The sequence below is a fragment of the Paraburkholderia caffeinilytica genome (assembly GCF_003368325.1).
In the GTDB taxonomy this organism is placed as follows: domain Bacteria; phylum Pseudomonadota; class Gammaproteobacteria; order Burkholderiales; family Burkholderiaceae; genus Paraburkholderia; species Paraburkholderia caffeinilytica.
In genome coordinates this window covers 2,749,970-2,768,863 of sequence record NZ_CP031467.1, presented here as the reverse complement: position 1 = coordinate 2,768,863, position 18,894 = coordinate 2,749,970, and the positions used below count along the sequence as shown (strand labels likewise).

The following is an 18,894-nucleotide window of genomic DNA, read 5'->3' as shown; positions in this document are numbered from 1 at the left end:
GATAAATGCGTACGCTAAACCAGGCCAGGTCAGGCTAAACCAGCCCGACCACGAGCGGTCCGAGCAGCGTCAATGCGACGTTCGCAATCGCATAGGTGATCGCGAACGGCACGGTCGGCACCGCGCTTTCCGCCTTATCGAGCACACCGCCGAATGCCGGATTGGCACTGCGTGAACCTGTCAGCGCGCCAGCCAGGATGGCCGCGTTGTTGTAGCGCAGCACGTAACGGCCAAACAACATCGTCAGTACCAGCGGCATCACCGTGACGATCACGCCGAGCAGGAAGATCGTCATGCCGCTCTGCTTGACGGTCACCACGGCCTGCAAGCCCGAATTCAAACCGACCACCGCGACGAACGCCGCGAGGCCGAAATCCTTCAGCAACTGCGAAGCCGCGGACGGCATCGCGCCGTACATCGGATGCTTGCCGCGCATCCAGCCGAACAGCAGGCCGGCCAGCAGACAGCCGCCGCCGGAGCCGAGCGTGAGCGGAACGCCGCCTACGTCGACGACGATCAGACCGATCAGCAGACCCAGCACGATGCCGACACCCATATAGATGAAGTCGGTCTTGTTGCTGTACGGCAGTTCGTAGCCGGCTGCATCGACGGCGCGCTTGGTGTCTTTCGGCGACCCGTAAAAGGTGATCACATCGCCGTGCTCAAGCTTGGTTTCGGGCAGGATGGGCAGCGGCTGGCCGGCGCGCGAGACGCTCTGGATATAGACGCCGTGGCGCATGTCCCGATCCACAACCTCGCGGGCGGCGGCGATCGTCGTGTGGTTCATGCCCTTGCGGGTGAATACGCCTTCGCGCGCCTGCATCACGACGCCAATGTCCTCGACGTCCGCGATCTCGTTGCCATTCGCGCCGAATGCGACCACCGCTTCACGGCGGCCCACCACCAGCACTTCGTCGTTGAGTTGCAAGGTCAGATCGGGCGTCGGCTCCAGATTCTTGCCGTCCCGTTTGATCCGCTCGATCGTCAACATGTCCTGATGCAGGGTCTCGACGGCCTTGACCGTTTTCCCGGCGCTGACGTCGATCCTGTACGCGCGCCCCACGAGTTCGGGCAACGCACGAATTTGCCCCGCGCCGAGTGACGACGAACCCGAAGACAGCTCACGCTCTGCTTCGATCGAGGCGTCGCGCAGACTCTGCCCCATGAACTTCGGCAAGATGTTCACGCAGACGATGATCGCGCCGAGCGAGCCGAACACATAGGTCACCGCGTAGGCAATCGCCACGTCGGATTGCAGCGACTTGACCTGATCGACGGGCAGACCGAGACGCGCGATGGCGTCGCCGGCCGTGCCGATGATCGCCGACTGCGTCAGCGCACCACCCGCGAGCCCCGCAGCAAGGCCCTTGTTCAGATGGAACAGCTTCGCGCAGACCACGACGGTGATCAGCGCGGAGACAGCAAGAAACAACGCCATCGCGATCTCGCGCAGCGTCTTGCGGTTCAGCGAGTTGAAGAAGCCCGGCCCGGAATCGTAGCCGACCGCGTAAATGAACACGGCGAACATCACCGATTTCACACCGTTGTCGATCGTCACGCCCGCCTGACTGATCACGACCGCGGCCAGCAATGAACCGCCCACACCGCCCAACTGGAACTTACCGAAGTTGATCTGCCCGATGAAGTAGCCGGCAGCAAGCGACAGAAACAGCGCAATCTCGGGTGATTTTTGAAAAATGTGATGTAGCCAGTCCATCATGCCCTCGCTGGATAGTTTGCGCTACTGAGTACTGGGTACTGCATGCACATACGGACCTCACGGCATCCGCATGCGCCCGACTGCGCGCCACGCCGCGCGCAGCCCATCCGCCCGTCTAGCCGAACTTCCCGGCGAGGCCGACCACGACCGGCCCCATCAACGGCAACAGAATGTTCGAGAGTGCGTAGGTGATCGTGTAGCCGATCACGGGTGTCGAGTTGCCGGTCACGCCCACCAGCGCGCTGATCGCCGGCGTGCTGCATTGCTGGCCGGCAATGGCGCCGAGCAGCATGGGCGCTTCGAGCTTGAGAAATGCGCGGCCGATCCAGAGCGACAACAGACCGGGCACGAGCACCATCAGAATGCCGGCGACCGGCAGCGCCAGACCGTATTCGCGCACCAGCTTGATCGCATCGGGTCCCGCCGACAGCCCGACAGCGGCAATGAAGGTGGCAAGACCGAAGTCCTTGAGAATTTGCGCGGCAGCCGAAGGCAGCGAGCCGACCAGCGGATGACGCGAACGGATCCAGCCGAACAGCAGACCCGACAGCAGGCAGCCGCCGCCCGTGCCGAGCGCGATCGACACACCGCCGATGCGTCCGCCGAGATGGCCGATCGCCATGCCGGCCAGCACGCCCAGGCCGAGATACACGAAGTCGGTTTTCTGAGTCGCGGGGAGCACGTAGCCCAGACGCCGCGCACCGCGCTCGACGTCCGCCTTCGCGCCCACCAGCGTCAGCACGTCGCCGCGATTGAGCTCGGTGCCGGGCAGCGCGGGCACCGTGGTCTCAAACCGCGTGACGGCCGCGATATAGACGCCGCGCCCTTCTTCCGGCTTTGCCCGCTCGCGCACCTGCGCGACCGTCAGACCGTGCGCCTCGCCACGCGTGAGCACGACGTCGAGCTTGTCCATCACGAACTGGCCGAAGCCGGCGTCCGCCACTTCTTCGCCGAGGCAGGCAGCCGCGGCCACGATCGCTTCGCGCCGCCCGGTCACGAGGATCAGGTCGCCGGCGGCCAAGGTCAGTTGTGGCTCGACCGGCACGTCGGCGCCGTTGCGCCGCACGCGCTCGATGGTCAGGTTGAAGCCGTACGTCTGTTCAAGCGCCCGGATCGTCCCGCCGGCCGCCATGTCGACCCGGAATGCGCGGCCCACGAGCGCCGGCGCGGCGGCTCCCTGCCCCTCGCCGAACGCGCCGTCGCCGCCGAGCTTGTGCCATACGCGCTCGGCTTCTTCGCGCAAATTGACGCGCAGCAGCAGCGGCGCGAACTGGCTGGTAAACAGGACAATGGTGATCAGGCCGAACAGGTAGCTCACGCTGTACGCGGTCACGATGTTGGCCTGCAGACGCAGCGTCTCTGCGTCACTGAAACCGAGTTTGGCAATCGCCTCCGAAGCCGTGCCGATCACGGCCGACTCCGTCGCGGCGCCGGCCAGCAAGCCGGCCGCCGTGCCGGCATCGAGCCGCATCACGAGGACCGCGATCATGATCAGCACCAGCACCGACACGATCTCGACCACCGAGAGCAAACCATAGCGCCAGCCCCGGCCAATGTTGGCAAAGAACTGCGGTCCGCCGGTGAAACCCAGCGCGAAGATGAACAGCGCGAAGGCGATGTTCTTCAGATCGGGGGCAATCCGCGCGCCCGTCTGTCCCAGCAGCAAAGCCACGATCAACGTGCCGCAGACGCCGCCCAGCTGAATTGGCCCCACGCGAAACGACCCAATGAAATACCCGATTGCAAGGCTTGCGAACAGCGCGATCTCCGCTTGAGACCTCAGCAATTCACCGATCATGTTGGCTCGCCGATTTACGGTTTATTAGCAGAAAGTTGAAAAAATCTTTCTGGAATATGAAACGAATTCGACCCGAGTCACTCCGACTCAGGAACTATTCATTCGGCATCACCGGATTCCATTGAATGGAAAAATTATGGCAATGGCATGACGCTTTTAGCGCCAAAGAAGAAGATGTGCCGCAGTGCAGCGACAATAGTGCAATGCTTTTCAGCAAGCTCGATAGTCACGCATTCCTCGCGAAGTTGTCTAATGCGATGAAAAAGACATACCCTGCTGATGGCCGGTTTTCAGCACGATATGTTCGTGCGTCTTTGAGACTTCTTTTTTAATAAATATTGTAGTTCAGCATCGCTGTCAATATGATTTTCATTTGCGACCGCTTTTGCTTCGCAAAAGATGACCTTTAGCAAAGTTCGATTTGAATTTCCAATCGCGCATTGCAAGCGGCGGTCATTCCCATATAGGGCCGATATACTGACCTGCCGGCATGCCGCGTCGTGAATCGACATTCGCCGCACCGGCACGCATCCTTCGGAGCCACCCATGCGCATGATCCTGTTTAGTAGCCGCCAATACGACAGCGACACGTTCGGCGAGGCCAACCGCACGCATCACTATGATCTGCACTTCCAGGAATCGCACCTCGATGTCGAAACGGCGATCCTTGCGCAGGGTTATGAAGTGGTCTGCCCGTTCGTCAACGACAACGTCGACGCCAACGTTCTGGAGCGTCTCCACGCGGGCGGCACGCGCATGATCGCGCTGCGCTCGGCGGGCTTCAATCACGTCGATCTGGCCGCGGCCGACCGTCTCGGTATGACTGTTGCACGCGTGCCGGCCTATTCGCCGCACGCAGTCGCCGAGCATGCGGTCGGCCTGATTCTGGCGTTGAACCGGCGCCTGCCGCGCGCCGTCGCACGCACCCGTGAAGGCGACTTCTCGCTGCATGGGCTGCTCGGCTTCGACCTGCACGGCAAAACGGTGGGCGTGATCGGCACCGGCGTGATCGGCCGCGTGTTCGGCCGCATCATGGCGGGCTTCGGCATGCAGGTGCTCGCCCATGACCCGGGCACGCCGGCCGGCGATCTGCTTGCGCTCGGCGCGCGCTACGTGCCGCTCGACACGCTACTGGCTGAAAGCGACGTCGTCAGTCTGCATTGTCCGCTGGTGCCCGGCACGTACCATCTGATCGACGGGCCCGCGCTCGCGAAGATGAAGCGCGGTGCGATGCTGATCAATACGGGGCGCGGCGGGCTGGTCGAAAGCAATGCGCTGATCGGTGCATTGAAGGACGGCCAGCTCGGCCATCTCGGGCTCGACGTGTACGAGGAAGAAGGCGGCCTCTTTTTCGAGGACCACTCGAACCTGCCGTTGCAGGACGACGTGCTGGCGCGTCTGTTGATGTTCCCGAACGTGATCGTGACCGCGCACCAGGCATTCTTCACGCGCGAGGCGATGAACGAGATCGCGCAGACCACGCTCGAGAACGTCGCGGCCTGGCAGGCCGGCACGCCGCGCAATGTCGTGCAGGCGCGAAGTTAGGGGTTGCCGCCGCCATCCACGGTAGTCGGGCGGATCGCCGTGCGGGCGTCGTCCACCGCGCCGCACATCTCGCGCAGCAAGGCCACCTCGCGCTCGTGCACTTCCACCGGAAACCAGCGCGCGCCCGCATCGGCCAGATAGCGCGCGCGATGCTGCCCGTTGCGAAACGCCACCACCCCCTCGCGCTCGAGACCGAACCAGCCCAGCAGACCCTGCGCGCGACGCGTCGAGATCGTCACGTACGGCATCTGCGGAATGCGTGGATTCTCTGGATCGAGGAACTCGCGAATGCCGCGCACCTTGCCCGAATGCCATTCGGCGACCGGCTTCAACACGTAATCGGTGTTGTCGCGATCCGCGCATTCCAGCAACTTGCGCGCGTCGACCATGACCACCTGATGGCGCGTGCCGTCCGTCACGAAGACACGTTTAAGGCGCACATGGTCGTACCATGGATGTTCACGTTCATGCAGAGGCACGATCCAGACCGTCTCGGCAGAGCCCAGCGCGGTTTCGGGCGATGAATTGGACAAGGGCAAAAGCAGGCTCGATAAGCTGGCAAAAACACGCCAGCGCGTTAAAAGAGCGCTAACGCTACGAGCCGATTGTGAAAGATGCATGACAACCATCGGTATTAATCACACTGCATGAGGATCCGGCGCGAGCGGCCGGACGCAAACCTTGACGGACATAACGATGATAACCACGCAAAATCTAAATGAACACGTGCGCATCGAAGCCAACGAGGACACCGGTGTCGCCACGATCGTGCTCGAACGGCCCGCGCGGCGCAACGCCGTCGACCGTCCCACCGCCGAAGCGCTCAACGCCGCCTTCCTCCGCTTCGAAGCGGAGCCGGCATGGCGCGCGGCCGTGCTGTTCGGCGCGGGCGGCACCTTCTGCGCGGGCGCGGATCTCACCGCGCTCACCGACGAGGCTCGCCGCAATGAACTGCACGCCGACGGCAGCGGTCCCGGTCCAATGGGACCGACGCGCATGAGCTTCAGCAAGCCGGTGATCGCCGCGATTGCGGGCTACGCGGTTGCGGGCGGCCTCGAACTGGCAGCAATGTGCGATCTGCGCGTCGTCGAGGAAGATGCCGTGCTCGGTGTGTTCTGCCGGCGCGTCGGAATTCCGCTAATCGATGGCGGCACGATCCGCTTGCCTCGTCTGATCGGGCTATCGCGCGCACTCGATCTGATCCTGACTGGCCGCGCCGTGAATGCGCAGGAAGCACTCAGTTTCGGCCTCGCCAACCGCGTCGTGCGTAAGGGTGAGGCACGCGCGGCGGCGGAACGGTTGGCCGCTGAACTGGCGGCCTTTCCGCAGGCGGCGCTGCTCGCGGACCGCCGCTCCGCGCTGGAAAACGGCACGCTCGAGGATCTCGCCCTGGCGCTGCAACGCGAAGGCGCTGGCGGCTATCAGGCGGTATTCGATGAGGGTGTTGCAGGCGCCACGCGTTTCACGGAAGGCGCCGGCCGTCACGGCAACACTTTCAAGTCAGACGAAAGCACGCCATAAAACGACGCCACTACGCTGGGAGACCGACGCCAAAGCGCACGCCAGGACAGCTTTCAGCAAAAAACAACAGCCTGCTCGACGCTCAGCAAGGCTCTTTTGACTTAGGTAGAATCCCCTACTGATTTCCCCTCGCATGGCGCATGCGTTCTCGTCCCGAAAAATGCGCGCCTGCCGCACGACGCTTCCCGTCGCGCCGATTCACGCTCCATCACCATGCCTTTGCCCCTGCTCGCCCTTGCCGTTGCCGCTTTTGGAATCGGTACCACTGAATTCGTGATCATGGGCCTGCTGCCCGACGTCGCGCGCGATCTGTCCGTGTCGATCCCGGCGGCCGGCATGCTGGTATCGGCTTACGCGCTTGGCGTCACCATCGGCGCGCCGATCGTGGCGATCGCCGTGGCCAACATGCCGCGCAAGAAGGCGTTGATGAGCCTGATCGGTGTCTTCATCGTCGGCAATCTGCTGTGCGCGATCGCGCCGGGCTATGCGGTGCTGATGGCCGCGCGCATCGTCACGGCGTTTTGCCATGGCGCGTTCTTCGGCATCGGTTCGGTGGTTGCCGCCGGCCTCGTCGCGCCGAACCGGCGTGCGCAGGCCATCGCGCTGATGTTCACCGGCTTGACGCTCGCCAACGTGCTCGGCGTGCCGCTCGGTACGGCGCTCGGCCAGGCAGTCGGCTGGCGCGCGACCTTCTGGGCCGTGACCGGCATCGGCGTTCTCGCCGCGGGCGCGCTCGCCGTGTGCCTGCCGGCGAAGATTGAAATGCAGAAGGCGAGCCTCGTGCGCGAATTCAGCGTGCTGAAGAACCCGCAAGTGCTGATGGTGCTCGGCATCAGCGTGCTCGCGTCGGCCAGCCTGTTTTCCACCTTCACCTACATCACGCCGATTCTCGAAGACGTGACCGGCTTCACGCCGCACGCGGTCACCTTCGTGCTGTTGCTGTTCGGCCTCGGCTTGACGGTGGGCAGCACGCTCGGCGGCAAGCTCGCGGACTGGCGGCTGATGCCCTCGCTGGTTGCGTTTCTGCTGGCGATCGTCGTGATCCTGACGGTCTTCGCCGGCACGATGCACGCTGAGATCCCGGCCATGATCACGATCTTCGTGTGGGGCATTCTGGCCTTCGCGATCGTGCCGCCGCTGCAAATGCTGATCGTCGACCGCGCGAGCCATGCGCCGAATCTGGCGTCGACCCTCAATCAAGGTGCGTTCAACCTCGGCAATGCCACGGGCGCGTGGCTCGGCGGCATGGCGATCGGCGCGGGCGCACCGCTCACCACGCTGCCGTGGGTCGGCGTGGCGACGTCGATTGGCGCCCTGGCGCTGACGCTGTGGTCGGTGTCGATCGACCGGCGCGCTCAGCGGATGGCCGTGGCGGGATAACTGAGGCACAGGCGCGCAGACTGCTGCGGACGGCTTCGGTCAGGACAGGTTCCGTGTCGCCGCCGCCGGCCACGCGCCGTTGCAGACCGGGCGGTGGGCAGCGCCTCGATAGGAAGCGAACGCGGCCCTCGACCGCAGTCATGCAATCCGAACCCAGATGCGAATGGCCGCCGGCCGTAGTAGCATCTCCGCCGATGAACGTCATCTTCACGCGCGATTTCCTCGCCCTGATCCTTAGCGTCGCCGTCGTCGGACTCGGCAGCGGCGCCACGCTTCCCCTCACCTCCCTCGCGCTGACGCAAGCCGGCTATGGCACCGACGTGGTCGGTCTGCTGGCCGCCGCGCAAGCAGGCGGCGGCCTGATCGTCGTGCCGCTGGCCGGCTGGGTCGCGGCGCGTTTCAGCGGTCGCCAGGTGATCGTCGGCGCGGTGCTGACCGTTGGAGTCGCGACCGCGCTGATGCAGTTCACTTCGAATCTGTGGCTCTGGGCCGCGTTGCGCATACTCTGCGGCGCTGCACTGATGCTGCTCTTCACGATCAGCGAAGCATGGGTCAACCAGCTCGCCGACGACGCCACACGCGCCCGGGTCATCGCGATCTACGCGACCAACTTCACGCTATTCCAGATGTCGGGCCCGGTGCTGGTGAGCCAGATCGCCGACTTCATGCATTGGCGCTTCCTGATTTGCGGCGCGATCTTCCTGCTGGCCCTGCCCGCGCTAGCCAGCATTCGCAAGACGCCGCAAGCGTCGAAGGACGAACACACGGCGCACGGCAGTTGGCGCCACGTGCTGCCGCAGATGCCGGTGCTCGTGATCGGCACGGCTTTTTTTGCGTTGTTCGACACGATCGCGCTGTCGCTGCTGCCGCTTTTTGCAATGTCGCACGGCGTCACGAGCGAGGTGGCCGTGCTGTTCGCCTCGGCCCTGCTGCTCGGCGACACGACCATGCAGTTTCCGATCGGCTGGCTTGCCGACCGGCTCGGCCGCGAACGTGTGCATATCGGTTGTGGTGTGATTGTTGTGGTGCTGCTGCCATTGCTGCCGTGGGCGGTGAATTCGCCATGGTCGTGCTGGCCGTTGCTCTATGTGCTCGGCGCGACGGCCGGGGCGATCTATACGCTGTCGATGGCCGCCTGCGGCGAGCGGTTTCGCGGTGTCGCGCTGGTGTCGGCAAGCTCGCTGGTGGGGGCGTCGTGGAGCGCGGCCAGTTTTGGTGGGCCGCTGGTGGCTGGCGCGTTGATGAAGGGGGTCGGCAATGATGCGATGGTCGGCGTGCTGGTGGTTGCTGCGCTTGCGTTTCTTGGGGCTGTTTGGTGGGAAAGGCGGCGTGCGCCGATGCGGGTTGTGGGGTCTTGAGTTTTGTTAGTTGTATGTGGTGGTGGGGGTTCTTTGATTTCGGTTTTTTTGGGGGGGGTTTCCTAGATCTGGATTTTTTGGGTTTCCTTGATTTGTTAGTGGTCTATTAGCGTTCGCCCCTGTGCGGGGCGGCACTTACTTTCTTTGCCGCCGCAAAGAAAGATAAGCAAAGAAAGCGGCTCACACCGATCTTGCTAAGTGGGCACCGTTGTCTGGATCGGGTAGTGGCTCCGTGGAGTCCGTGCCCGTGCACCTGCTTGCGCTTGTGACTAGGGTGTCATCAGCTCCCACTCCGCACTGCGTGCGTCGCGGACGGGTATGCATGGGAAACCACATGCCCCGTTTGCGACTCGCGAAAAACCGACCGCTTTGCCTCCGCGAGATGTCCCAGCCATACCCCCGGTTTGACGTCGTGATGTGGGCTGTGCTGTGCTGTGCTGTGCTGTGCTGTGCTGTGCTGTGCTGTGCTGTGCTGTGCTGTGCTGTGCTGTGCTGTGCTGTGCTGTGCTGTGCTGTGCTGTGCTGCACCGATATTAAAACGGGGAAGCCATCATGGCTTCCCCGTTTTTGGGGGTCGGCGAGCTGCGTTGGCGCCGTTACTTCTGCCCTCCGTTATGTCTACTTCTGTGCGGGCAAGATCTTACCGGTGCATGTCCCGAAGCCTACGCGATAGCCTTCACCCTGGCACCAGCCCGTAAACGTCAGTTCGTCGCCGTCTTCGATAAACCCGCGTGTGCCGCCTTCCTTCAATTCCAGCGGATTCTTGCCGTTCCACGTGGATTCGAGCAGGCTGCCGCATGAGTCGGCGGTCGGGCCGCTGATCGTGCCCGAACCCATCAGATCGCCAACCCGCGTATTGCAGCCCGATACCGTGTGATGTGCGAGCTGTTGCGCCATCGTCCAGTACATGTGCTTGAAATTGGTCCGCGAAATTGTGGTGGCCTGCCTTGCCGTTTGCGGCCGCAGTGTCACTTCCAACGCGATGTCGAATGCGTGCTTGCCGTCATGGCGCAAGTACGCCAGCGGTTGCGGCTCCTGCACCGGCTGCTCGACGCGAAACGGCTCGAGTGCGTCGAGCGTCACGATCCACGGTGAGATCGTGGTCGCGAAACCCTTGGAGTTGAACGGACCAAGCGGCACGTATTCCCATTGCTGAATATCGCGGGCACTCCAGTCGTTCAGCAGCACCATGCCGAAGATGTGCGCCTCGGCATCGGCACAGGCAATCGGCTCGCCCAGCGTATTGCCGCTGCCGATCACGAAACCCGTCTCCAACTCGATGTCGAGCTTGCGGCATGCGCCGAACACGGGACGCTCCTGATCCGGCAGCTTCAACTGGCCGTTAGGACGCCGCACCGGCGTCCCGCTCACCACGACCGACGACGCGCGTCCGTTGTAGCCAATCGGCATTTCCGACCAGTTCGGCAGCAGCGCATTCTTCGGATCGCGAAACATCGAGCCAACGTTCGTCGCGTGTTCCTTCGACGAATAGAAATCGGTGTAACCCGGAATCTGCACGGGCAGATGCAGTTGCGCATCGGCCTGGCGCACCAGTACTTTCGAACGCAAGGCGGCATCGTCGCGCAAAGTCGCGGTGTCGCGCGCCAGCAGATTGCTCAACTGGATGCGCACGCTGCGCCACGCGTCGCGGCCGAGCGAGATGAAATCGTTGAGCGTGTCTTGCTCGAACGCCCGGTCTTTCGTCGCAATCGATGGATCGCTCGAAACGACCGGGAGCGTGAGCAAGCCGGCGGACTTGAGTGCGCTCAGATCGGCGATCTCATCGCCAATCGCTACGCCCACTCGGCGCGCGCCGTTGTTCCTGTCGCTGAAAATACCGAACGGCAAATTCTGGATCGAGAAATCGTGGGTCGAATCGTTGGCCGACTCGACCCAGCTCTTGCGCGACGGATCGAGCGTCGCCTGGAGATCGCTCAATGCGTTCATCGTTGCTCCGGGTTGAAGTGTTTCTTGAGACCTTGCCAGCACTCGTAGTAATGCGCCTGCAATTGCGCGGTTTCGAGAGCGAAGCGAGTCGGCTTGATCAGCGTGCGCGTTTCGAACATGAAGGCCATCGTGTCGCCGACTTTCATCGGCGTGGACGTATCGCCATGCGAGGCTTTTTCGAAGGTCTCCGCATCCGGGCCATGACCCGACATGCAGTTGTGCAGACTCGCGCCGCCAGGCACGAAACCCTCGGCCTTCGCGTCGTATACGCCGTGCACAAGGCCCATGAATTCACTCGCGACGTTGCGATGAAACCAGGGCGGGCGGAACGTATCTTCGGCCGCAAGCCAGCGCGGCGGGAAAATCACGAAGTCGATCGTGTCGACACCCGGCGTATCGCTTTGCGACTGCAGCACCAGAAAGATCGACGGATCCGGATGGTCGAAGCTGATCGAACCGATCGTGTTGAAGCGGCGCAGGTCGTATTTGTACGGCGCGTAGTTGCCGTGCCATGCCACCACATCGAGCGGTGAATGGCCGATGTCCGCGCGCCACAGATTGCCGTTCATCTTGGCGACAAGCTCGAAATCGCCTTCGCGGTCTTCATAGGCGGCATGCGGCGTGAGGAAATCGCGTGGATTGGCGAGGCCGTTCGAACCGATCGGGCCGAGGTCCGGCAGCCGCAGCAGCGCGCCGAAGTTCTCGCAGATATACCCGCGCGCCGCGCCGTCCGGCAGGCTCACCGCGAAGCGCACGCCGCGCGGGATCACCGCGATCTCGAACGGCTCGACATCGAGTCGGCCCATCTCGGTGGCGATATGCAGGCGGCCTTCCTGCGGCACGATCAGCAATTCGCCGTCGGCGCTGTAGAAGAAACGATCCTGCATCGAGCGATTCGCCGCGTACACGTGGATCGCGCAGCCGTTCATCGCTTCGGCTGAACCGTTGCCCGCCATCGTCACCCAGCCGTCGACGAAATCGGTCGGCCCGGTCGGCATCGGCAATGCATCCCAGCGCAACTGGTTCGGCGGCGTGGGCGGCACCTCGGCGAAGTTGGCGACGAGCCGCTCCGACGATAGCAGCGTGAACGGCTTGTGGACCGCCGCCGGACGAATCCGGTACAGCCACGAACGGCGGTTATGGCCGCGCGGCGCAGTGAACGCAGTGCCCGACAGTTGTTCGGCGTACAAGCCATAGGCCGCACGTTGCGGGGAATTGCGCCCCTCCGGCAACGCACCCGGCAAGGCCTCGGTAGCGAATTCATTGGCGAATCCCGACTGATAGCCCGGCTCGATCTCGAGTCGCGAGCTGGCGGTATTCGGTGTGCGGTTATGGGTTTCCATGCAAGGTTCTCCGTTGATACTTGATCTATCGGCGTGCGAGGTCTGTCTCAGGCCGTGCGCGGCTCGGATGGGCTGCCGCGTTGCCGCGTCGCCGCGGCCAGCGCGATCACCAGCAACGCGGAGCACAGCACCGGCACAGCGGCCGCATGAAACAGCGATTCGTTCGACCAGTTCAGCGCAATCAGTTGTCCGCCGACCAGCGGTCCGATCACCGAGCCGATACGCCCGATGCCGAGACTCCAGCCGATACCGGTGGAGCGCAGCGTGGTTGGATAAAACTGACCGGCCAGCGCGTTGACCGCCGGCTGTCCGCCGACCACGCAGAAGCCGCCCGCGAATACGACGAGCAACAGCCACGGCAACGCATGCGCCGCCGTACCGATGGTGCCGACCGCCAGCGCCGCGCCGGCGAAACACACGAACAGCACGCGCACAAAGCCGAACCGCTCGATAAACCAGCCGAGCAGCAAAGTGCCGGCCACGCCGCCCGTCTGCAGCACCGTGCCGACGATCACAGCCGTGCCCGCCGAGTAGCCGGCATCGCGCATCACGGTGGGCAGCCAGTTCGACAGGAAGTAAAGATCGATCAGGTTCATGAAACTGATCGCCCACAGAATCAGCGTGACCGGACCACGGCCCGCGCGAAACAGTTCGGCGACGGGCGCCCCGCCGTTGCCCTTCTCACGCACGACCACCCGCGTATTCGCATCGACCGCCAGCGCAGGATCGAACTTCGCGAGCCAGCGCAACGCGCGGTCGCTGCGTCCTTTGAGGACAAGGAATTGCAGCGACTCCGGCAATGCCGCGAGCATCGCGAACGCGAGCAACAAGGGCACCGCGCCGCCCACCCAGAACACGGAGCGCCAACCGTACGCGGGAATCAGCGCGGCGCTGATGAAACCGCCTAAAGCCGCGCCGAGCGTGAAACCGCACGACACCAGCATCATGCGCTTGACGCGATGCGCGGGGGCGGAGAATTCGCCGACCAAGGCCATCGCGTTCGGCATGATGCAGCCGAGCCCGAGGCCGGTGATAAAGCGCAGCGTGATCAGCGCGGGGATCGTCGCGACGAAGGGTGTGGCCAGCATCGATAGCGCGAAGAAAAACGTGGCGCCAATCAATACCGGACGCCGCCCCACGCGATCAGCCAGCACCGACAACCCCAACGCGCCCAGCAACATGCCGAACAGGCTGGCGCTGAACACGGGCCCGAGTGCCGCCTTCGAAACATGCCATTCACCGATCACGCTCGGCGCGACGTAGCCCATCGCTTGCGCGTCGAAGCCGTCGATCACGAGACACAGCCCGCATAGCGCGAGCAGCATCAACTGGAATGCCGGGTGATGCGTGTCGGCGAGCACGCGCTCGACTTCGATCACATTGGCGGCGGCCGCGGCCGGTTTAGCGCTCATCGGGTTGTCCCTTCGTCCTGACTGGATGGTTCGGTCGCGGCGCGCATTCGATCGACGATCAGGAAACGCGCCCTGTCCCACCGAGGAGACACGAACGCAACCCCCACCGCATTCGCGCCGCAATTTACGTATAGTAAAACTAATTACGTATAGTGAAATTAACGTATACCCTGGAAATTGCCCGCGCAAACCACGGCGGCCCGTGACGACAAGCGTTCGGCCGATAACGTTATGAGCATTTTGTTCAAGTACGCGCGGCGCGGACTGCTACCATCAATAGATGCGGCAACCGAGTCGCGTTGCCGGGCGCCGAGTGCGCACCTATCGCCATCCATTCGCCTACATGATTCCGCCGACCATCCCCAACCTGATCGCACGCGCCGCCGCCCACCCATTTCTCGGCGAACATCTGGTGATGGGAACCGGCGTGCATAGCGAGATCGCGCTGGCGCAATTCGGCGGCGTCGAACTCGCCAGCGCCTATGAGCCGATCTTCGATATCAGCGTGCATGCGTTGGCGCAGTCGTTGTCGTCGGGCGCCGAGGGCGTGGATCGTTTCGGCGATGAACTCGGGTTTCAGGCGGTCACGCAGCGGCTAGACGGCGCGCCCTTCGATGCCTTCGATCCCTTCGACCGTATCGTTGACGATCAGGAGCTGGTTGCGCTCGACCGCATGTCACGCGCGCTGCACGCCATCAACTTCTTTGGCGCGCAACGGCACGGGCTGCTATTTCTGCGCGTGCACGAGCGCCTGCTCAAGAGCGTCAAGTACGACCACGGACGGCATTTTTCGAGCGTGCTGGTGTCGTTCGGACTGAACCCCTCGCGGGTGGTGATCGAGTTGCCGGCGTCCGCGGTCGCGCATAAGACCTTCCTCGGCTATCTGACCACGAGCTATCAGCGCTACGGCTTCAAGGTGGCGGGCAATCTCTCGAACGCGGGGCAGATTCTGTCGGTGTCGGAAGCGGCGCGGCTCGACTTCATCAAGATGGATGCGGCGACCGCGTTGCGCGATGCGATGGTGAAACCGCTAGTCGGCTATGCGAGCCGGCTGCGCGTTCCGCTGATCTTCAATCGGGTGATGGATGAGCCGCAGTTCCTCGCGCTGCAGCAGTACGACGTGCGCTTCGTGCAAGGACCGTTGTTCACCGCGCATTATCACGATCGGGCGGTGTGAGTACTGCGCCGAAGCCTGAGGCGCTGACGGCAACATGGCCGCGCCGAGGATGGACTTGAACCCGCATTCGAACGGGCTCACTGCTTACTTATCTGCTGGGCTCGCTTAGTTGCGTAGCGCAGGCCGGCGCTTCAACCGGTATCGCCCAGCCGACGCGCCAACGCCTTCAGACGCGGCGCCACATTGTCCCGAAACACATCCTCTCCCATCGACGACGCCGGCCCGCTGCAACTAAGCACCAGCCAGCGGCCCTCGCGCGGCTCGCGAAACGGCACAGCAACCGCGTTCACGTCGTCATGCCACGCACGGAACGAATAGCAGCAGCGCTCCTGCGCGAAGGCTTCGATTTCCTTTTCGGCATCAGCCAGCAACGCGGCACCTTCTTTGCCCGCTAACTTCTCGAGCTCGGCCAGCAAGGCGGCACGCACGTCCCATGGCTGCACCGCCAGATACGCGCGCCCCATCGAACTGGTCAGCATCGACAGTTTCGAACCGGAGGCGAGTCCGAGCGTCAGCGCGGTTTCACTGCGAATCGTCTCCAGATAGATCATGTCGAGACCGTCACGGCATCCGAGCGACACCGCCGCGCCCACTTCCCGCGCGAAGGTGCGCATGTGCGGGCGCGCGAGTTCGAGCGTGTCGGTGCCCGAGAGCAGCGCGAAACCGAGCGACAGCACGCCGGCGTCGAGTGCATATTTACCCAGGGTTTCGTCAAGCCGCAGATAGCCGAGCACGGTCAGCGTGTAGGCCAGACGGTTGACGGTCGCCTTCGGCAACCCCGTGCGTTCGACGAAATCGCGGTTGCCGAGCATCGTTTCGCCCGGCTTGAACGCGCGCAGCAAATCCAGCCCGCGCGCGAGGGCGACGACGAATTTGCGCTCGTCGAGCGGTTCGGAGAGAGTGGATATGGGCGTCATGTGGTGATACACTCGGTCGTAGTTTGCAAAACATTGTTTCGCATAGCGGAACTCAAGTCAAGCTCAGACACGTTTTGTTTTGGTCAAGCGAGAAATCAGGAGATACGTCATGGCAGAGGCCGCGCAGTTTCACTGGGAAGACCCGTTGCTGTTGGATCAGCAGCTCACCGAAGACGAGCGCATGGTGCGCGACGCCGCTGCCGCTTACGCGCAGGACAAGCTGCAGCCGCGTGTGCTCGAAGCGTTCCGTCACGAGAAGACCGACATCGAGATCTTCCGCGAGATGGGTGAACTCGGCCTGCTCGGCCCGACGATTCCCGAGCAATACGGCGGCCCTGGTCTGAACTACGTGGCGTACGGCCTGATCGCGCGTGAAGTGGAGCGCGTCGATTCCGGCTACCGGTCGATGATGTCGGTTCAATCGTCGCTCGTCATGGTGCCGATTTACGAATTCGGCTCGGAAGCGCAAAAGCAGAAGTACCTGCCGAAGCTCGTCACCGGCGAATGGATCGGCTGCTTCGGCCTGACCGAACCGAACCACGGCTCCGATCCGGGCAGCATGATCACACGGGCGAAGAAAGTCGACGGCGGCTATTTGCTGTCGGGCGCGAAGATGTGGATCACCAATTCGCCGATCGCCGACGTGTTCGTCGTCTGGGCCAAGCTCGAAGAGGACGGCAAGGATTCGATCCGCGGCTTCATTCTCGAGAAAGGGTGGAAGGGGCTGTCGGCGCCGACCATTCATAGCAAGGTCGGCCTGCGTGCATCGATCACCGGCGAGATCGTGCTCGACGACGTGTTCGTGCCGGAAGAAAACCGCTTCCCCGAAGTCAGCGGCTTGCGTGGTCCGTTCACATGTCTGAACTCGGCGCGCTACGGCATTGCCTGGGGCGCGCTCGGCGCGGCTGAAGCGTGCTGGCATACGGCACGTCAGTACGTGCTGGATCGCAAGCAGTTCGGCCGGCCGCTCGCCGCAAACCAGTTGATCCAGAAAAAGCTCGCCGACATGCAGACCGAAATCACACTTGGTCTGCAAGGCGTGCTGCGTCTCGGCCGCATGAAAGATGAAGGCACGGCCGCCGTCGAAATAACGTCGATCATGAAGCGCAATTCGTGCGGCAAGGCGCTGGACATCGCCCGGCTCGCGCGTGACATGCTCGGCGGCAACGGCATCTCGGACGAGTTCGGCATCGCGCGTCATCTGGTCAATCTGGAAGTCGTGAACACGTATGAAGGCACGCACGACATTCACGCGCTGATTCTCGGGCGCGCGCAGACGGGGATTCAGGCGTTCTTCTGATGCGCTGAGCGCCTCGATGGCGGCGTTTTGTCCTGGCCGCTGAATGGAAATTCGAAAAGTACAAAAAGTACAAAAAGAAAGGCCGGCTCTTTTTGAGCCGGCCTTTTTTCGTTGCGCCGCCGCGTTGCGGCTAACGGCATGCTTCGCGACGCATCAGCCGCTTACTTATTCGGCTGCGGCGTCAAACGCAGATACGGACGCAGCGCTTTGTAGCCCTTCGGGAATTTCTGCTTGATGACTTCCTCATCCTTCAACGACGGCACGATCACCACGTCGTCGCCCTGCTTCCAGTTGCCGGGGGTGGCGACCGAGTGGTGGTCGGTGAGTTGCAGCGAGTCGATCACGCGCAGTACTTCGTCGAAGTTGCGCCCGGTGCTGGCCGGGTAGGTAATGGTCAAACGCACTTTCTTTTTCGGATCGATCACGAATAGCGACCGAACGGTGAAGGTTTCACTGGCATTCGGGTGAATCATGTCGTACAGCTCGGCGACCTTGCGATCTCCGTCGGCGAGAATCGGGAAGCCGACATTGGCGGCCTGCGTCTCGTTGATGTCCTTGATCCATTCCTTGTGCGACTCGGCGCTATCGACCGACAATGCAATCGTCTTCACGTTGCGTTTCTCGAATTCTCCGGCAAGTTTCGCCGTCAAACCCAGCTCGGTCGTGCAGACCGGCGTGAAGTCAGCGGGGTGCGAGAACAGCACGCCCCAACTATCGCCCAGCCAGTCGTGGAAATTGATGCGGCCGACACTCGACTCCTGCTCGAAATCCGGCGCGATATCGCCAAGACGTAGACTCATGTTGCAGCTCCTTGATTAGTATTCGGACGATCCCCGCGAGCATTCGCCCGCGACGCGCAGCAAAGGTACAGCATACGGAAGTGACCATGCACAACGAACCAACATCGCGTCACTACTTTATGCGTTTTTGTAATTTTCACTGATTTAGTGGAAACTTTGCGGGTCAGATCAACTCCATCTTAAGCAAACTTTGCACTGCTGTGCTGCAAAGGTGAAGTTTTTAAGGCTTCGCTTCAACCAGGAACGGTTCGTGCGTTTGTTTTTCATGAATCGAGCGCTGCGCTCGCCAGCGGCCGTTTCTTTGGTTACGATTCACGCGTGACGTGAGACGAAGGGGAGCTGTCAATGTCGGAAGTCAACAAGGAGAGATTGATGTCGGATATCAAAACCGTCCTCGCGGACGCTGAAGATTTGCTGAAACAAGCCGCGAGCGCCACCGGCGAGCGCGCTTCGGAACTGCGTGAAACGGCGCTTACGCGCCTGAAGCAGGCCAAGGAAAAGGCGGCTGACGTGCAGGTCGTGGTGGTCGAAAAAGGCAAGAAGGCCGCCCGCGCCACCGACGACTACGTGCATGAGCATCCGTGGGCATCCATCGGCATCGCCGCGGGCGCCGGCGTACTGCTGGGACTGTTGATCAACCGCAAGTAACACTGGTGACGCTGCCGGCGCGAATCCG

Annotated in this window: 16 protein-coding genes; 8 read left to right on the top strand and 8 right to left on the bottom strand. The window is 62.7% G+C overall.

Features of this window, described 5'->3' with window-relative positions:
* Positions 1-34: 34 nt before the first annotated feature.
* Both aspT (DSC91_RS28710) and aspT (DSC91_RS28705) read right to left on the bottom strand, forming a co-directional pair.
* Positions 35-1,717: an aspartate-alanine antiporter gene (aspT, locus tag DSC91_RS28710; protein WP_115781948.1), complete on the bottom strand. Its 1,683-nt coding sequence runs from the start codon at positions 1,715-1,717 to the stop codon at positions 35-37.
* A gap of 118 nt (positions 1,718-1,835) precedes the next feature.
* Entirely contained in the window at positions 1,836-3,518 is a 1,683-nt protein-coding gene (gene aspT / locus DSC91_RS28705; RefSeq protein WP_115781947.1) for an aspartate-alanine antiporter, read from the bottom strand.
* A 125-nt stretch (positions 3,519-3,643) separates the two neighbouring features.
* Between aspT (DSC91_RS28705) and DSC91_RS37675 the strand changes: the two genes are divergently transcribed.
* Positions 3,644-3,850, top strand: a complete 207-nt coding sequence (locus DSC91_RS37675; RefSeq protein WP_162831475.1) for a hypothetical protein — start codon at positions 3,644-3,646, stop codon at positions 3,848-3,850.
* Between the two features lie 214 nt (positions 3,851-4,064).
* Entirely contained in the window at positions 4,065-5,063 is a 999-nt protein-coding gene (locus tag DSC91_RS28700; protein WP_115781946.1) for a 2-hydroxyacid dehydrogenase, read from the top strand.
* Here the strand turns inward: DSC91_RS28700 and DSC91_RS28695 are convergent.
* The gene (locus tag DSC91_RS28695) at positions 5,060-5,683 is read right to left on the bottom strand and encodes a plasmid fertility inhibition factor family protein (RefSeq protein WP_115781945.1); all 624 of its coding nucleotides are present in this window, start codon (positions 5,681-5,683) and stop codon (positions 5,060-5,062) included. The genes DSC91_RS28700 and DSC91_RS28695 overlap by 4 nt on opposite strands.
* 76 nt (positions 5,684-5,759) lie before the next feature.
* Here DSC91_RS28695 and DSC91_RS28690 point away from each other — a divergent pair, with 76 nt between their 5' ends.
* The 3 genes from DSC91_RS28690 to DSC91_RS28680 all read left to right on the top strand — a co-directional run bounded on the left by DSC91_RS28690 (position 5,760) and on the right by DSC91_RS28680 (position 9,322).
* Positions 5,760-6,584, top strand: coding sequence for a crotonase/enoyl-CoA hydratase family protein (locus tag DSC91_RS28690; protein ID WP_115781944.1), 825 nt, complete (start codon positions 5,760-5,762; stop codon positions 6,582-6,584).
* Between the two features lie 213 nt (positions 6,585-6,797).
* Entirely contained in the window at positions 6,798-7,964 is a 1,167-nt protein-coding gene (locus DSC91_RS28685) for an MFS transporter (protein ID WP_115781943.1), read from the top strand.
* 194 nt (positions 7,965-8,158) lie between these two features.
* On the top strand, positions 8,159-9,322 hold the full coding sequence (locus tag DSC91_RS28680) for an MFS transporter (protein WP_115781942.1): 1,164 nt from the start codon (positions 8,159-8,161) through the stop codon (positions 9,320-9,322).
* 618 nt (positions 9,323-9,940) lie between these two features.
* On the opposite strand, the gene fahA is transcribed toward DSC91_RS28680, so the two are convergent.
* The 3 genes from fahA to DSC91_RS28660 are packed head-to-tail and all read right to left on the bottom strand — an operon-like array spanning position 9,941 to position 14,024.
* The gene (gene fahA, locus DSC91_RS28670; RefSeq protein WP_115781941.1) at positions 9,941-11,269 is read right to left on the bottom strand and encodes a fumarylacetoacetase; all 1,329 of its coding nucleotides are present in this window, start codon (positions 11,267-11,269) and stop codon (positions 9,941-9,943) included.
* On the bottom strand, positions 11,266-12,612 hold the full coding sequence (gene hmgA, locus DSC91_RS28665) for a homogentisate 1,2-dioxygenase (RefSeq protein ID WP_115781940.1): 1,347 nt from the start codon (positions 12,610-12,612) through the stop codon (positions 11,266-11,268). The genes fahA and hmgA overlap by 4 nt, the downstream gene beginning before the upstream one ends.
* Before the next feature lie 47 nt (positions 12,613-12,659).
* Positions 12,660-14,024 carry an MFS transporter gene (locus DSC91_RS28660; RefSeq protein WP_115781939.1) on the bottom strand — a complete coding sequence of 455 codons (1,365 nt, stop codon included), beginning with the start codon at positions 14,022-14,024 and terminating at the stop codon, positions 12,660-12,662.
* A 343-nt stretch (positions 14,025-14,367) separates the two neighbouring features.
* On the opposite strand from DSC91_RS28660, the gene DSC91_RS28655 reads away from it, so the two are divergent.
* Entirely contained in the window at positions 14,368-15,201 is an 834-nt protein-coding gene (locus DSC91_RS28655; protein WP_115783544.1) for an EAL domain-containing protein, read from the top strand.
* Positions 15,202-15,332: 131 nt separating this feature from the next.
* On the opposite strand, the gene DSC91_RS28650 is transcribed toward DSC91_RS28655, so the two are convergent.
* Positions 15,333-16,118 carry an IclR family transcriptional regulator gene (locus DSC91_RS28650; RefSeq protein WP_115781938.1) on the bottom strand — a complete coding sequence of 262 codons (786 nt, stop codon included), beginning with the start codon at positions 16,116-16,118 and terminating at the stop codon, positions 15,333-15,335.
* Between the two features lie 109 nt (positions 16,119-16,227).
* Here DSC91_RS28650 and DSC91_RS28645 point away from each other — a divergent pair, with 109 nt between their 5' ends.
* Positions 16,228-17,418 (top strand): acyl-CoA dehydrogenase, encoded by a 1,191-nt coding sequence (locus tag DSC91_RS28645; RefSeq protein ID WP_115781937.1) that lies wholly within the window; start codon positions 16,228-16,230, stop codon positions 17,416-17,418.
* A 161-nt stretch (positions 17,419-17,579) separates the two neighbouring features.
* Here DSC91_RS28645 and DSC91_RS28640 read toward each other — a convergent pair whose 3' ends face one another.
* Complete coding sequence (locus DSC91_RS28640) at positions 17,580-18,218, bottom strand: peroxiredoxin (protein ID WP_115781936.1); 639 nt, start codon at positions 18,216-18,218, stop codon at positions 17,580-17,582.
* A gap of 345 nt (positions 18,219-18,563) precedes the next feature.
* Here DSC91_RS28640 and DSC91_RS28635 point away from each other — a divergent pair, with 345 nt between their 5' ends.
* Entirely contained in the window at positions 18,564-18,866 is a 303-nt protein-coding gene (locus tag DSC91_RS28635) for an ElaB/YgaM/YqjD family protein (RefSeq protein WP_028198798.1), read from the top strand.
* The last annotated feature ends 28 nt before the right edge of the window (positions 18,867-18,894 follow it).